The organism is Vibrio sp. 99-70-13A1 (genome assembly GCF_013114625.1).
Classification (GTDB): domain Bacteria; phylum Pseudomonadota; class Gammaproteobacteria; order Enterobacterales; family Vibrionaceae; genus Vibrio.
This window is the reverse complement of record NZ_VTXD01000003.1, coordinates 276,975-290,474: the sequence shown is the minus strand read 5'-3', so window position 1 is coordinate 290,474 and position 13,500 is coordinate 276,975. Positions and strand designations below refer to the sequence as shown.

12 protein-coding genes are annotated in these 13,500 nt (G+C 41.1%); 5 read left to right on the top strand and 7 right to left on the bottom strand.

Annotated elements, in window-relative coordinates:
- Positions 1-39: 39 nt before the first annotated feature.
- Complete coding sequence (locus F0226_RS04680; RefSeq protein ID WP_171734552.1) at positions 40-348, bottom strand: PTS sugar transporter subunit IIB; 309 nt, start codon at positions 346-348, stop codon at positions 40-42.
- Between the two features lie 406 nt (positions 349-754).
- On the bottom strand, positions 755-1,381 hold the full coding sequence (locus F0226_RS04675) for a hypothetical protein (RefSeq protein ID WP_171734551.1): 627 nt from the start codon (positions 1,379-1,381) through the stop codon (positions 755-757).
- 159 nt (positions 1,382-1,540) lie between these two features.
- Between F0226_RS04675 and F0226_RS04670 the strand changes: the two genes are divergently transcribed.
- The gene (locus F0226_RS04670; protein ID WP_171734550.1) at positions 1,541-2,227 is read left to right on the top strand and encodes a DNA-3-methyladenine glycosylase I; all 687 of its coding nucleotides are present in this window, start codon (positions 1,541-1,543) and stop codon (positions 2,225-2,227) included.
- A gap of 142 nt (positions 2,228-2,369) precedes the next feature.
- Here the strand turns inward: F0226_RS04670 and F0226_RS04665 are convergent, their stop codons facing one another.
- Positions 2,370-3,647 carry an MFS transporter gene (locus tag F0226_RS04665; RefSeq protein ID WP_171734549.1) on the bottom strand — a complete coding sequence of 426 codons (1,278 nt, stop codon included), beginning with the start codon at positions 3,645-3,647 and terminating at the stop codon, positions 2,370-2,372.
- Positions 3,648-3,737: 90 nt separating this feature from the next.
- Between F0226_RS04665 and F0226_RS04660 the strand changes: the two genes are divergently transcribed.
- The gene (locus F0226_RS04660) at positions 3,738-5,561 is read left to right on the top strand and encodes an SgrR family transcriptional regulator (RefSeq protein ID WP_171734548.1); all 1,824 of its coding nucleotides are present in this window, start codon (positions 3,738-3,740) and stop codon (positions 5,559-5,561) included.
- A 154-nt stretch (positions 5,562-5,715) separates the two neighbouring features.
- Here F0226_RS04660 and F0226_RS04655 read toward each other — a convergent pair whose 3' ends face one another.
- Positions 5,716-6,897, bottom strand: a complete 1,182-nt coding sequence (locus F0226_RS04655) for an MFS transporter (protein WP_171734547.1) — start codon at positions 6,895-6,897, stop codon at positions 5,716-5,718.
- 178 nt (positions 6,898-7,075) lie between these two features.
- On the opposite strand from F0226_RS04655, the gene F0226_RS04650 reads away from it, so the two are divergent.
- Complete coding sequence (locus tag F0226_RS04650) at positions 7,076-7,573, top strand: GNAT family N-acetyltransferase (protein ID WP_171734546.1); 498 nt, start codon at positions 7,076-7,078, stop codon at positions 7,571-7,573.
- An 85-nt stretch (positions 7,574-7,658) separates the two neighbouring features.
- On the opposite strand, the gene F0226_RS04645 is transcribed toward F0226_RS04650, so the two are convergent.
- Positions 7,659-8,672 (bottom strand): phosphotransferase, encoded by a 1,014-nt coding sequence (locus tag F0226_RS04645; RefSeq protein WP_171734545.1) that lies wholly within the window; start codon positions 8,670-8,672, stop codon positions 7,659-7,661.
- Positions 8,673-8,825: 153 nt separating this feature from the next.
- Positions 8,826-9,104: a GNAT family N-acetyltransferase gene (locus F0226_RS04640; protein ID WP_171734544.1), complete on the bottom strand. Its 279-nt coding sequence runs from the start codon at positions 9,102-9,104 to the stop codon at positions 8,826-8,828.
- 146 nt (positions 9,105-9,250) lie between these two features.
- Between F0226_RS04640 and F0226_RS04635 the strand changes: the two genes are divergently transcribed.
- Positions 9,251-9,997, top strand: a complete 747-nt coding sequence (locus F0226_RS04635) for a flagellar brake protein (protein ID WP_171734543.1) — start codon at positions 9,251-9,253, stop codon at positions 9,995-9,997.
- Between the two features lie 295 nt (positions 9,998-10,292).
- Here the strand turns inward: F0226_RS04635 and F0226_RS04630 are convergent, their stop codons facing one another.
- On the bottom strand, positions 10,293-12,653 hold the full coding sequence (locus F0226_RS04630) for an ATP-binding protein (RefSeq protein WP_171734542.1): 2,361 nt from the start codon (positions 12,651-12,653) through the stop codon (positions 10,293-10,295).
- A 350-nt stretch (positions 12,654-13,003) separates the two neighbouring features.
- Here F0226_RS04630 and F0226_RS04625 point away from each other — a divergent pair, with 350 nt between their 5' ends.
- Positions 13,004-13,498 (top strand): hypothetical protein, encoded by a 495-nt coding sequence (locus tag F0226_RS04625; RefSeq protein WP_171734541.1) that lies wholly within the window; start codon positions 13,004-13,006, stop codon positions 13,496-13,498.
- The last annotated feature ends 2 nt before the right edge of the window (positions 13,499-13,500 follow it).

The following is a 13,500-nucleotide window of genomic DNA, read 5'->3' as shown; positions in this document are numbered from 1 at the left end:
GATGTGTATAAGAGACAGTATTAAATGTGTAGCTTTTACTTAATTAGGTATAAGATCTAATGCTTGAGTTAATGCTTCATCGCCCTTCATCATCCCATAAGTCATTGCAGGTATCGCCTCCACTTTTTTGTTATATCTATCAGCGATTTTTTGCAGTTCATCTTTCTGGAATCGAACTTGAGGACCGAGTAAGCATACATCGTATTCTTGGATCAAATCATCGAATGCACTGACTGAGACCGCCTCTATATGGCACTCCACCTCTCTGGAAACCGCGGCTTCTTGCATTTTCTTCACTAACATACTCGTAGACATACCGGCACTGCAGCACAATAAAATCTTTTTCATCTTGCTCTCCAATCTATTAATAATCGTATTTAAAGTGTTGTATTAATCTTAAACGATCAAATTAAAAACAGAAAGCGCAACCGGTTGCGTTGTTCGTGATTCAGGTCTCAATAACCATAACAAATGTGTATTTAATCGGTATCGATAACGAACATATATTTTAATTGATAGTATTATTTTTAATTATTACTTTGTTTATAAGCAATATTTTTAAAGTTACACGACTTCCTGAACAATAAAAAAGAGCAACTCATTTCTGAATTACTCTTTATATAAACGGTGAGTCTGTATTTTAGTTGCTAGTGTGTATTACTGTTACCGGTTCTGATACTAAGGAATAAACTCTAACCTCACAATTTTATGGTTACTAGTCGCAGCATCACTTCATAATGCCACTCCACAGCCACTAAAGTACTCTAATGAAAACTTTTTCTCCGTCTGCTGTAACATCAGACGAGAAGCCCACCGTTTCTAAATAGCGTCGGTGATCTTCATTCGCAGCCATCGCTTGTAAAGTGATGATACCTCGCGCTTTCATCACTTCTGGATGAGCCGAATAGTAGTAGTGACCTAGTTTGAAATCTCGATATTCAGGGGTGACAAAATCAAGCAAGATATTCATACAACCGCTTTCATCCGTTTCGCCCACGAGAACACCTGCAATACTGTTATTCCTTAACATGTAAAATGAAGTATTCGCGGTTTTAAGCTCTTCTACGGAAATCTGTTTTTCTATATCAGTTTGGTTACTTTCTACAAAGTGAGAGAAGTATTCAGAATCTACAGAAGTGGCGACTAACTTAAACGTCTCATTTGCCTTTCTAAGTTGGTAAAGGTAATGCACATTGATCCCTGCAATACCTAAGTTCATCAGCATCGTTGGCCATGAATCAATAAAGTAAGCAAACGCTGCAAACAGTAAACAACCAATAAAGTTAATGACTCTGAGCTTCACTATGGATGTCATTGTCAAAGACACTAAAACAACCAGTGATGCTAAGTAGCCAAACCATTCAACCCAATCAAACGTCATAACCTATCCCTTTGTTTTATATTGCTAAATGAACGCTATCCCACTAAACATAGCACATCTCCACCTATTGATTAAAAATACAGCAGATAGACATCACAATTTGATTTTATTAAATATGCCCCAATACTAAGCAGCATAGACACATTGCTTGGAATACTCATGCCACAAGAAAAATTTGATTCTATCTATGAACGCGCCGCACATCGTAAAGGTGGAACAGAATTACTCGAACAACTCATCTACAAGCCACTGAACGCTGACGATGTAGCGAACATTTCTGACGACCGCTGGTTGGCCGCTTTCACTGAGAAGGTGTTCCAGTGCGGTATTTCTTGGAATGTGGTACGTAAGAAGTGGCCCAATTTCGAAGAGGTATTTTTCAACTTCGACATAGAAAAAATGCTCATGCTGCCTAACGAAATGTGGGAAACAAAGTCCCAAGATCCGCGTATCATTCGTCACCTCACTAAAGTGATGACCATTCCAGCCAATGCCATGATGATCAATGCCGCTAAACGTGAAGCGAATTCATTCTCGGAAATGGTCGCTTATTGGCCAGACGAAAATATTACCGAACTATGGGCGTACTTGAAGAAAAATGGTAAACGATTAGGTGGAAACACCGGGGCATATACCCTGCGCCAAATGGGAAAAGATACTTTTATTCTCAGTTCAGATGTAGAGTCTCATTTGCGTAATACAGGGATTATTGATAGTGGTCGAGATACTAAAAGATCTCACCAAGCCGCGAATAAAGCATTTAATGAGTGGCAACAGCAATCTGGGCGGAGCCTAAGTGAAATAAGCCAGATCGTTGCTTATAGCTGCGGCGATAACCGAGTTTAAGCTTATTTACGATAAAAACCGTCAGGTTGGGTAAACGGCACACTAAGTAACGTTCGCTTTCTATAAGCTGAACGTTACTCAAAATATCATTATCTCATTTCATTCTTTCCATAAAAGAGAATACCTACTCCTACATTCATGATTAGCGGATAGCGCGTACCTTCGTTGTTGCTAGCCATAGCGCCGCTGTCACTTGTAGTGCAAAACAAAGTACAAACGTAATATGCACCCCATAAGCCGCCACTAAATACCCAGAACCCGCTAAGCCAAATGGCATCAAGAGCTTAAACAGTGATCCTGTGATCCCAGCGACTCGCCCTAGATGTTGCTCTTCAAAAGCTTCTTGTCGATAACTCCAAATACAAATGCTGCTATAAATACCGACTGCACTAACCCATAAAAAGGAGAGCATTAATACCCATTGCCCATTTTCTAAATGCCCATTACGCAAATATCCATTGAGAAACAAATCATCCGAAAAAAATAAGCTATGTAAAGCTGGAAGTAAAAAGCCCAGCGCTTCTAATGCAATAGAGACAATTAATAACACGCCAAGCCCTATTCGCCTTCTTACTTTATCAGCAGTAAATGAACCAACTAACCCACCAATACCAGAAGCCGCAATCAAGTAGCCCACTTCGATATGACTTAATTCAAGCTCAGACTTGGAGAAGTATATAGCTTGAATCCAAAAAACCGCGCCCGTGGTATTGATCACCATAACCACCAACGTGATGTGCCACATATTTTTATTAGCGTACAAGACACGCCAGCCCTCTTTTAATGCCATTAAAACAGAGGAGTGTTGAATGGGCTTCGTCGCTTCAAATTCCAATTTATTCAACTGAAAGAAAGCCAATAAATACAACAATGCCACCAGCAGAAATACATTGTGTAAGGCAGAAAGCAGAAGTAGCCCACCAGATAACACAGGGCCAACCGTCTCAAGTAAGTTATAGAGAGAACTCATTCTTGCGGTCGCAGTATTCTGTAAATGTTGTGGCAATGCGTTTTTTAGCATTCCCATTCGAGCATTATGATAACCATAGTTAAATGCCATCATTAAAAATGCACATGGAAACAAAACATACAATGGGTTAGTCAACCAGTGAACTGCTAGATACGACATAACCAGCACCACCATTTGTCCAATCAACATGCACTGAGACCAGTGCTTCTTATTGAACCTATCCACCCATACCCCAATAAACAGTGCGAGTAACAAGTTAGGCAGAAACTCGACAGCTCGCATCCACCCCATCATCTGAGAAGATTGAGTAAGTTCATATACCAATAAAGGCAAAGCTAAGTCATATATCTTCGAGCCAAATGCAACGAAAAAAGCAGTGGTGAATAAAACGACGAAGCGAGAGCTTTTCCATATTGAAGGGTGCAAAGCGACACGATTATCAGCTTCCATTTTCTTTCCTTTTAAAATTAATCCGATGCCTCTATTATCAAGATTAAAAGATGAAGAAAAATAGAAAGATAAAAATGGAATTTCACCTTTATGTATTATTGGAAAGCCTTAGCCTTTTTTAGAACTCACCTGACCTTGAACCATCCCGTTCACATGTCGTTAGATAAATTTTCGGAATCTTTAGGATGCACCAGACGCAACGCGCAGCTATTGATCAAAAAACTAGTTGAAGAAGGTTGGATTGACTGGAAGCCCGGAGTTGGTCGTGGAAATTTACCTAAGGTCACATTAATTAAATGTGTAAACGAAGTGATAGAGAAGCACGTTGACAGTTTGCTAGCTGAAAACAAAGTCGACCAAGCTTTAGAATTTGTTGAAGAAGACAAACGCGACCTTTGCTTACTTGGTTATATTCGCCGCTATCAGCCAGCTCCAGATGCCTTGGATATTCTACAAATCCCTTTCTACCGTGGCACACATAACCTAGATTCTATTGGCATATCGCGAAGAACTGAAAGTCATATTGCCAGTTACTTATACAGCAATCTTATTCGCTATAACCCTGAAAATCACAGGTTTGACGGCAACCTTGCTATCCATTGGTACAGAGAAGACAACCGCTGGTTCTTTACCTTACGTAAGGGTATTTTCTTTCACGACGGATCCCCCATTTTCGCGCAAGACATCAAACACCACTTCCAACGTCTTATGGCTGAAAACACCACGAATCGGCACTTATTTGAATGCATCTCAAATATCGAGGTAACCAGCCCATATCACCTCTCTTTTGAAGCCAATAGCTACACTGGGTATATAGAATCACTTCTTTCAACAACACCGGCTGGCATAACAAAAATGTCAGGTGGAAACATCATAGGAAGTGGCAGCTTCCAACTTGTCGAACAATCAAAATGGCTAACCCGTCTGGAGGCATTCAAACATTATCACGGACACCGCCCTTGGGTAGATGCAGTGGAAATGTGGAATGTCGGCGATAAAGCCAAAGATTATGAAATGCACTGCGATATTGTGCATTCGCATCCGCACTATCAAGAAGCGTCCAACCTGACATTTAAAGAGTCTGAACAGTGGGAATCCGGTTGTGAATACGCCTTAATCAATGCGCATAACCACCCTTGGTTAAGCAGCATTAAACATAGGCAGGATTTAAGTGAATTATTGCAGTTGATTGGGGTATCCAAAGACATATCTAAAGATGAAATCAGACCAGCATCAGGAATGATTTACCAAGTAAGCGATCTCTTCGAAACAGAGCAAAATACAGAAATAGATCGACCATTGCTCGACCAAATATCCGCCAAGAGTACACACTCTGCGAATACTAAATCTGAAAAAGAAAAATCTGCGAAAACCAAGTCTGCAAAAAGTAAAGCCGCGCAAATCTTAGAAAATGGATTAAAGCATTCCAAGCAGCCTATAAAAATTCTAACCTATCAACTCTTTGACCATATAAAAATGGCGAAGCACTATTATGAATGGCTGAGTTCAGAAGGCATTGCCTGTGAATATCAAGTCTTAGAATTCCCTGATTTTTGTTTAACGGAAAACCTACAAAAGGCAGACATCATTATCTCAGGGGCGGTATTTTGTGATAATACAAACGGTAGTTGGATGAGTTGGCTATTAAGCACACCTCCGTTGGAAACCTGTTTAACCGAAGAACAAAAAGCGTGGCGTTCAGAGCAACTAGAAAAACTGTGGAGTTTGAACAGTAAGCAACAACGCCAAAGTGCATTTATTGAAATAGAGAAGAACCTTATCTGCTCTGGTGTATATCGACCTATTTTCCATGTAAAGCAACAACTCAACCAAGCTGATACCGTTAACCCTGTAGAGCTCTTAGCCAATGGCTGGATTGATTTCAACCAAGTGACCATGCGTAGGCATTCGTAACGCCATACCTCAATTAATACACCTGAAGCTAATGAATGTACCTGAGGCTTAAGACAAAACAGGGAGAAGCGATAATCACTTCTCCCTGTTTTATTTCATGTTGAGCTGGCTCATCGAGTGCGATTCCATGAAACACACCAAAACCACTAGCGTATTAGCGCCAGCTTAAGAAGCGCACCTCGTTACCGTCCTCTGGTCTTCTTGGGATATTCCGTGACAACAACAAAGAAATAGCCGCCATGCCTGCGCCTATATAGAAAACACTTGATGGCGAGACTAACCAAATCACACCAAAGGTAACGGGAATGATCACCGCAGCAATATGGTTGATGGTGAATGCCACACCGGCAGTTGAAGCCATATCGGCTGGGTCTGCAATTTTCTGGAAGTAGGTTTTAATCGCCAATGCTAGAGCGAAGAAAAGGTGATCAACCACATAAAGCGCTGCCGCCCATTCCGCGGTTTCAACGAGTGCATAGCCCACGAATACAAAAATTAGGCCGATGTATTCAAATGTCAGCGCCTTTCTTTCGCCCACAATGCCAATAAACTTACCTATACGCTTGGCAAACAAGAAGTTAAATAAGTAATTAATTAAAAAGAGCAATGTAATGTCGGCAGCAGAATAACCAAACTTTTCTACCATCAAGAAACCCGCGAAAACAGTGAAGATCTGCCTTCTTGCCCCACTCATAAAAGTTAAGGCGTAATACAGCCAGTAACGCTTTCTCAGAATCAACTTCTTATGTTGCTGGGTTTTCGTTTGGAACTCAGGAAATGAGAAAGCCATGACCATCACCAGAATAAAACCAACCCCACCAGTAATGCCGTATACCCATTTAAATTCGAGTTGGAATTGCTCCAACATCAACCATATTGAGCCATAGGTGATTAATGAGGCAAGAGCACCCACTGAAATCATTTTACCTAGCATTTCTGGGGCTTCTTGTTTATTTAGCCACTGTAATGAAAGGGATTGCTTAAGGGTTTCAAAATAGTGAAAGCCTGTAGACATCAATAATGTCGTCATTAACAAGCCAAATAAAGAAGGAAATAGCCCCGTAATAGCAGTGCCTGCCGTTAACATTGCTAAAGAAACCAACATAAACCGTTGCTCACGAATAAACAGCAAGACAAACACAACGGTAAACGCGAGAAAACCCGGAATCTCTCGCACACTTTGCAATAGCCCAATGTCGGAACCATCAAAGTTCGCCTTTTCGATTACAAAGTTATTCAACAATGCCATCCAACTTGAAAAAGCTATCGGGACAATAATAGAAATCAAAATTAAGAAGTTTTGAGGAGTCTTCCAACTCTGTGATTGTTCTGGCATATCGGTACCCATGCAAATGACTGAACTATCTTACTCCTGCTTATCAAAAATTAACATCAAGTTAACCTTGAACGGTTTAGGGAAAATAGGTTATATCTAGAGAATCTAATAATTGATTATTTTTCAAAGAGCTAGCGGGAGTATTCCGCTTACGTTAAATAAACACAAGGAGTCATGTATGGAAGTTATCATTCGCCCAGCGCAAGTTTCAGATGCACAAGGTCTTTGCGATTTATATTCTCAACCGAATGCGCAGCGAGAAACCCTACAACTCCCAAACTCTTCACCAAAACTCTGGATCGATCGGCTCAGCAACATACCCACTGGCGTATACAGCTATGTAGCTGAAGTTGAGGGGAAGATTGTCGGTAATATTGGATTCCAGCAAAACCAAAGACCACGAAATCAACATATGGCTTCTTTTGGTATGGGGGTTCATGATGACTTTAGTGGTCTGGGTATTGGCAGTAAGTTATTAGAGACTGTGATAGAACTTGCGGACAATTGGCTCAATGTTCACCGTATTCATATTGAAGCCCATTGTGATAATGAACGCGCAATTGCGCTTTACAAAAAGTTTGGTTTTGAGATTGAAGGGGAAGCAAAAGACAACTCCTTCAGAGATGGTGAGTTTGTGAACACTTACTATCTAGCGCGTATCCGCCCATCTAAATAAGCTAAATTAAACGACACCCCACGCCTTATAAACACTTCAGCGGTCGATGATTGATCATGACCGCTGAAAGCAAACTCCCTAATGCTTAACTCACACTATTTGTCTCGTCTTGCTCTCTTTCAAGCCGTTTCACTACCGCCTCAGCCAAACTCTCTGTGTATGGGTTTATCTTCCAGTGTTTGGGGCTCCATCCTTTAACAAAGCGATGAAAGTCAGCCCAAGCGACGTAAAACATAGGTCTCCATGCTGCTTCTACTTCAGAAAATGATAAATGAGGTTGGTAGCGAGTAAGCGCTTCTTGTAAATAACCAAAATAGCTTTCTAACAGTTCACTTTCCCTAGCATCACAATGCTCAGGTTCAACTGCGCTGCTCATGAATAAAGCGACATCTTTCATCGCACAGCCATGCCCTACATATTGAAAATCAACAGCCGCCACTTTGTCACCTTTCAGGTTAAAGCAGAAATTAGCCAATTTAGCATCACCATGCACTAAGGTTTGAAATGGTGCTTGTTTGAGTTTTCGATCAATAGTTTCTGCTTGAGCTTTCAAAGGTAAATCTTGCAAGGCGTCTAGTTCATCTGGGCGAGTATCCAAATGCCAATAGGTGCCGCTTTCCCATAAGCCATTCGATTCAGCACCAATATGCTTGGCATGAAAATTAGCCAACCATTTTAAACACGCATTGCGCTGCATTTTATTGGCGGTTTGATGAATATGAGGGAAGCCCAAGCCTGCTAAGTCTTGCATCACGATGAGCCATTCATTATCCGTTTGCTTACAAAGTAAACCTTGGGGCATTGGGCAATATTGATCGAACTGTTGCGTATAGCCTTGATACCAAGACGTTTCGACTTGGTAAGAACGTACTTTCCTGAGATGTGATCGCTGAGTATTCCAACCTTTAGGGTGCTCTGACTTATCCGGTAAAGAAACATGTTTAACGATGAGGTTCGGCGGAGCCGGAACATTCAGCTTATCCAAAAATGACAAGCGCACTAATTCTCCATAGCCGCCCCATAAACCTTGAATCACTTCAACAGTAAAACCCTTATTGATGCCTAATGATGAAACGATATCTTGATATGTAAAATTCAAACGACTAAACCTGTTTTCTGTTTCTAGGAGGCATTTAAACCTTGGCGTGACCCAAAGCTATTTAGCCAAGAGTTTATCACCCAAGAACTATCAGCCATTCAACCAAGGGCTACTTAACCAAGAGCCACCTTAACAATAACTGTCGACCAAGAACTACTCAGCCAAAAGATGTGACCATTGCGGGTTTCTAGACATGTAATGCACGACATAAGAACACACAGGTACTATAGATAAACCTTTTTTATCTACTTCAGTCAGCATGGTTTCCATCATCACTTTCCCATACCCTTTACCTTGCAAAGCATCTGGAATACGAGTGGAATTGATGTGCAATACATCGCCATTTTGTTGATATTTGATCAAAGCAAACGATTCATCTTCTAAGTGAACAGTCATTTGGCTTTGATCGAGATCCCATTTTAATGCCTTCATTCGCAACCTTCGTCAATAATTAATAGTAAACACAACAATAAATTGAACTCTTTAAACCTTACTAATAAAATAGTTTATGTGCATGTAAATGGCACATGCATTCTAAAATAATTATAAGTTACACGTTGGCGTACAGGGAACATGGAATGAACGCACCACTAAAGAAACACGTTGAACGCAATGAGGTGCATCCAGACTCTCGCAATAAAACAGTTTCAACACTAAACAGTACTGATGCCCTCTCGATGGTCGAGCATGGCAGCGAACTCACTTTGAATGTTACTACTCCTGTTGGTACAAAATTCCTCACCATGACCAATTTCATTGGTACTCATAGTGATAACTGCGTAATCATCGAATTACCTAAAATATCAAACGACGATCTCGCCTTCTTTTTTCAAGAAGGTTTTTGGATGACCGTTCGAGCCCTCTCTCACCGAGGAGAAGGCGCTTTAATACATTTCCGCAGTCAGATAAAACACAAGGTGGGTGACCCTTTCCCGCTGCTTGTTATTTCGATACCCAGCACAATGCAAGTGACCCAACTGCGTAAAGAAACTCGCTATGAAGTGAATTTAGGTGGCAACGTCATCATGAATAACTCACGCATTGGATGTGAAATCCGTGACTTATCCAAATGCGGTTGCCGTATTGTGACCTCACCGACCACTAAAACACTTCAAGTCGACGAGAAGATATCCATTGATGTGACGCCTGAAAATTATCAAGGACCACTCATTCCACCGCTCAAGGGCAAAGTGTGCAACCTTCAAAAATCGACTCACTATGCAAGATATGGCGTTGAGTTTGATGACATTGGTAAGTCCAATGTGAAGAGCCTTCTCAATCGTTTAAAATTTGATGGGACGAAACTGCGTTTACGACAGTCGTAATTTACAGAAGTCATAATTTGCGAATGTTTTAGCTTATGACAGTTTCAGCTTGCGAACGTTTCAGCTTGCGTGAAGCTGAGTTAACGAGAACCTTAACGCAATCCTCTTAGCGGCACCCTTCTGTACCTAATCTTCTTAATCGATATTCTGAGTCATTATCACCCAGTAAAAAATAAAGCAGCCATACTTTCATATGGCTGCTGTTTATTTAGAGTAAAAACGTCATTACTCGTTCTTATGTTTGTTAATGTCTCAACTGCATGGTTTTCGTAAAGTTGATACTTACGTCGAACTATTATTTACGTAACGCATTCAACTTAGCTTGAGCTATTCCAAAAATAGTATTGATTGGGTAGCTGCCTTCATCACTGGCTTCTCCTGCTGCCTTACCTGTAAATAGCTCGATAGCTTCAGTCACGTGGTCAATCGCCCATATATTAAACTCACCCTTTTCAACCGCTTTAACGATATCTGAGCGAAGCATTAAGTTATGCGCATTAGAACGCGGGATGATCACCCCTTGCTCATTAGTTCGACCTTTGATTTCACAAACATCAAAGAACCCTTCAATTTTCTCGTTCACACCACCGATAGGTTGTGATTCGCCAAACTGGTTCATTGAACCTGTAATTGCAATATCCTGACGGTTAGGCTGCTTAGAAAATGCAGATACAACGGCACAGAATTCCGCCATGCTGGCACTGTCTCCGTCAACCCCGCCATAAGACTGCTCAAAGGTAATGTTGGTGGTTAAAGGCACTTTGGCAGTACGACCAAACACCGAAGACAAATAAGCAGAAAGAATCATCACACCTTTTGAGTGAATACTGCCACCAAGGTCAACATTTCTCTCAATATCAATTACCTCACCATCACCATAGGCAGTAGTGGCTGTAATGCGATTTGGCGCACCAAACATATGGTCACTGGTGCTGAGAACTGACAATGCGTTCACTTGCCCAACCGCTTCACCATCCGTTCTGATGAGCGTGGTGCCGTTGGTGAACGTTTCCATCACGCTGTCTTGCAAGCGACCAACTCGCATTTTTTGATTCGCTAATGCTTGATCAACATGGCTGGCTCGGATCAGATTCGACTTTGAGCTTTTCGCCACGTAGTTGGATTCTCGCAACAAGTTCGCCGTGTGCGCAGAATGAAGAGATAACTTACCTTGATCCCCTGCCTGACGAGAGCTGTGCTCAATAATGCGACCAATTGCTTTTCGGTCACAATGCAGCATGCCATTGTCATGCACTATGCTTGAAATAAAGCGTGCGTAGTGCATTTCTGAATCAGGAGAACGCTTCATTTCATCTTCAAAATCAGCGGTAACACGGAACAATTCTGCGAACTCTGCATCGTAATGTTGCAGCAGTTGATACGTACGGTAATCACCAAACAAGATGATTTTCACATCCAGTGGGATCGGTTCAGGATCAAGCGACACAGCACCTGTCAGGGTGACCTCTTTCTCTAAAGAAGTGAGGCTTAATTGGCGTGAACGCAAGGCTCGCTTTAGACCATCCCATACATAAGGCTGTTCGAGAACTTTCACCGCATCCATAAGCAATACACCGCCATTCGCTCGGTGTAAGCTGCCTGCTCGAATCAGAGAGAAATCCGTAAATACAGTGCCTTTAAATGTTGCCGTTTCTACATAACCAAACAGAGAGTGATAGTTAGGATTTTCTTCCACCACTATCGGAAACTTGTTCTCTTTTTGGTTAACAATGACATTCACTTTATAACGACGAGGCATTTTCTTATCGAGCGAAGCTGTCGCTATTTCAGCTTGTTCATTACTTTCTTCTAAGAAAATATCGGCATTTTCAACGATGTCTTTTTGTAGATCAGTCAGGTACTTTTTGATTTCAGGGTACTGGTTATAATCTTTCTTCAGTTGCTTGATGAAATGCGTGATCACATCACGAGTGGTGTCATCATTAAGCTTTTCAATTTTTTCAGTATACGTTTCTTCAAGTTCGGTTAAGTCACGAGAGATCGTGCGTAAACCAACTTCCAACGCATCAATGGTTTTATCAAACTGAGCTTGGTCTTCTGGTGAAAGTAGATCAAAACTTTCCTCAGTATGAAGCTCTTCACCATTCATGGCGACGAATTGGTAATCACCTTGCGTAGTAATCGTTAGATTGACGCCTTTCTCTTGAGCTTCTTGGCTGATCGCCGCGAGGGCAGCTTGTTGCTTGCTCGCTAATTGGTTTTTCAGCTTATCCGCTCGACCAAAGTACATTTCATTATCAAACGCTAATGGCATCGCTTTTAGCAGCTTAGTCATTAGCTTTTCAATATCATTCTTTAAGCTACTGCCCACTCCGCATGGTAGTTTGAGTACCTTCGGGGTTCGAATATCTTCAAAATTGGCTACATAACACCAATCATAAAGTTCGTTAGCTTCATGTGGGTGACGGTTTAAATAACGCAAGATCATGGTTCTTTTTCCTAAACCATTTCGACCTATCGCGTAAATGTTGTAACCCTTTTCCTTAATTGACATAGCAAATTCAACGGCCTTTTGTGCACGTTCTTGCCCAACTATCTCATCAATGGGAGCCAGTTCTTTGGTCGACTTACAGGGTAGCTTTTCGAGATCAGCTGCTTGATAGAGCTGCTCTATATTGAGTCTTTGAATCGCCATCGCCGCCTCCTTAGTCCTTTATTATTTTGGGTGTAGATAAAATCAGTGTAGATGCAATTCTCAATACTTTTAGTGACTTACGCAACATCATGGTTCAAGTGAGCAAATAACATACAAATCTATCGAGTTTTCTCTATTTTACGCCTAAAACCTTCTACCCGCTTTTGCACTCTATTCGTACTTTATATCAATCATCTATTCGCACTTTGTATCAATTATCTATTCATACTTTATATCAATTAGCTACGTCCATTTTGATTACGATCCCTCGCTAAACTAAATGATTTTAATTTGCAATTGATAATAAATATCATTAACATCCCAGCATCTTATAGAAAGGAGATGGGAACATGGAACTTGAACAGTGCTGGATGTATTATTTAAAAGCAGAACAGTTAATGGAACAGGGTCACTGGCCTGAAGCTCAACGCCTGTATCATGATGTTTTAAGTCACCTCCCAAACCACATTCAAGAAGCCGCTTTTGAAAGCAACATCAAACCTTGTCAATTCGCTTGCCTACTTGCAGGTCTTAGAGACGCGAGTGTTGCTCAATCAGAACTATTGAATCGATTAGGTCAACAGCAACAAGCTTTCGATACCTTGAATCAATCTTATGCGCTCTTGCAATTCATCTCCCTTGAAAATACCAGTCTCATACAAAGAACCCATTTACTGCTTGAAAAACAGAGTGAAGATTTACTCAATCACTTAATAGCTTTTTGCAGTGCTCAAAGAAGTTCGCATTGGATGCTTGAGCTCGAACAAATACAACGAGCACATCACCACTTTGGGCAGCTTAAATCGACACCTGAGACCCATTCATCTCCAAATGTCTTAAATTGATA

Coding starts and splice junctions, on each gene's coding strand:
- F0226_RS04680 (WP_171734552.1), bottom strand. CDS start 348: ATGAAAAAGATTTTATTGTGCTGCAGTGCCGGTATGTCTACGAGTATG.
- F0226_RS04675 (WP_171734551.1), bottom strand. CDS start 1,381: ATGACGTTTGATTGGGTTGAATGGTTTGGCTACTTAGCATCACTGGTT.
- F0226_RS04670 (WP_171734550.1), top strand. CDS start 1,541: ATGCCACAAGAAAAATTTGATTCTATCTATGAACGCGCCGCACATCGT.
- F0226_RS04665 (WP_171734549.1), bottom strand. CDS start 3,647: ATGGAAGCTGATAATCGTGTCGCTTTGCACCCTTCAATATGGAAAAGC.
- F0226_RS04660 (WP_171734548.1), top strand. CDS start 3,738: ATGTATTATTGGAAAGCCTTAGCCTTTTTTAGAACTCACCTGACCTTG.
- F0226_RS04655 (WP_171734547.1), bottom strand. CDS start 6,897: ATGCCAGAACAATCACAGAGTTGGAAGACTCCTCAAAACTTCTTAATT.
- F0226_RS04650 (WP_171734546.1), top strand. CDS start 7,076: ATGGAAGTTATCATTCGCCCAGCGCAAGTTTCAGATGCACAAGGTCTT.
- F0226_RS04640 (WP_171734544.1), bottom strand. CDS start 9,104: ATGAAGGCATTAAAATGGGATCTCGATCAAAGCCAAATGACTGTTCAC.
- F0226_RS04635 (WP_171734543.1), top strand. CDS start 9,251: ATGAACGCACCACTAAAGAAACACGTTGAACGCAATGAGGTGCATCCA.
- F0226_RS04630 (WP_171734542.1), bottom strand. CDS start 12,653: ATGGCGATTCAAAGACTCAATATAGAGCAGCTCTATCAAGCAGCTGAT.
- F0226_RS04625 (WP_171734541.1), top strand. CDS start 13,004: ATGGAACTTGAACAGTGCTGGATGTATTATTTAAAAGCAGAACAGTTA.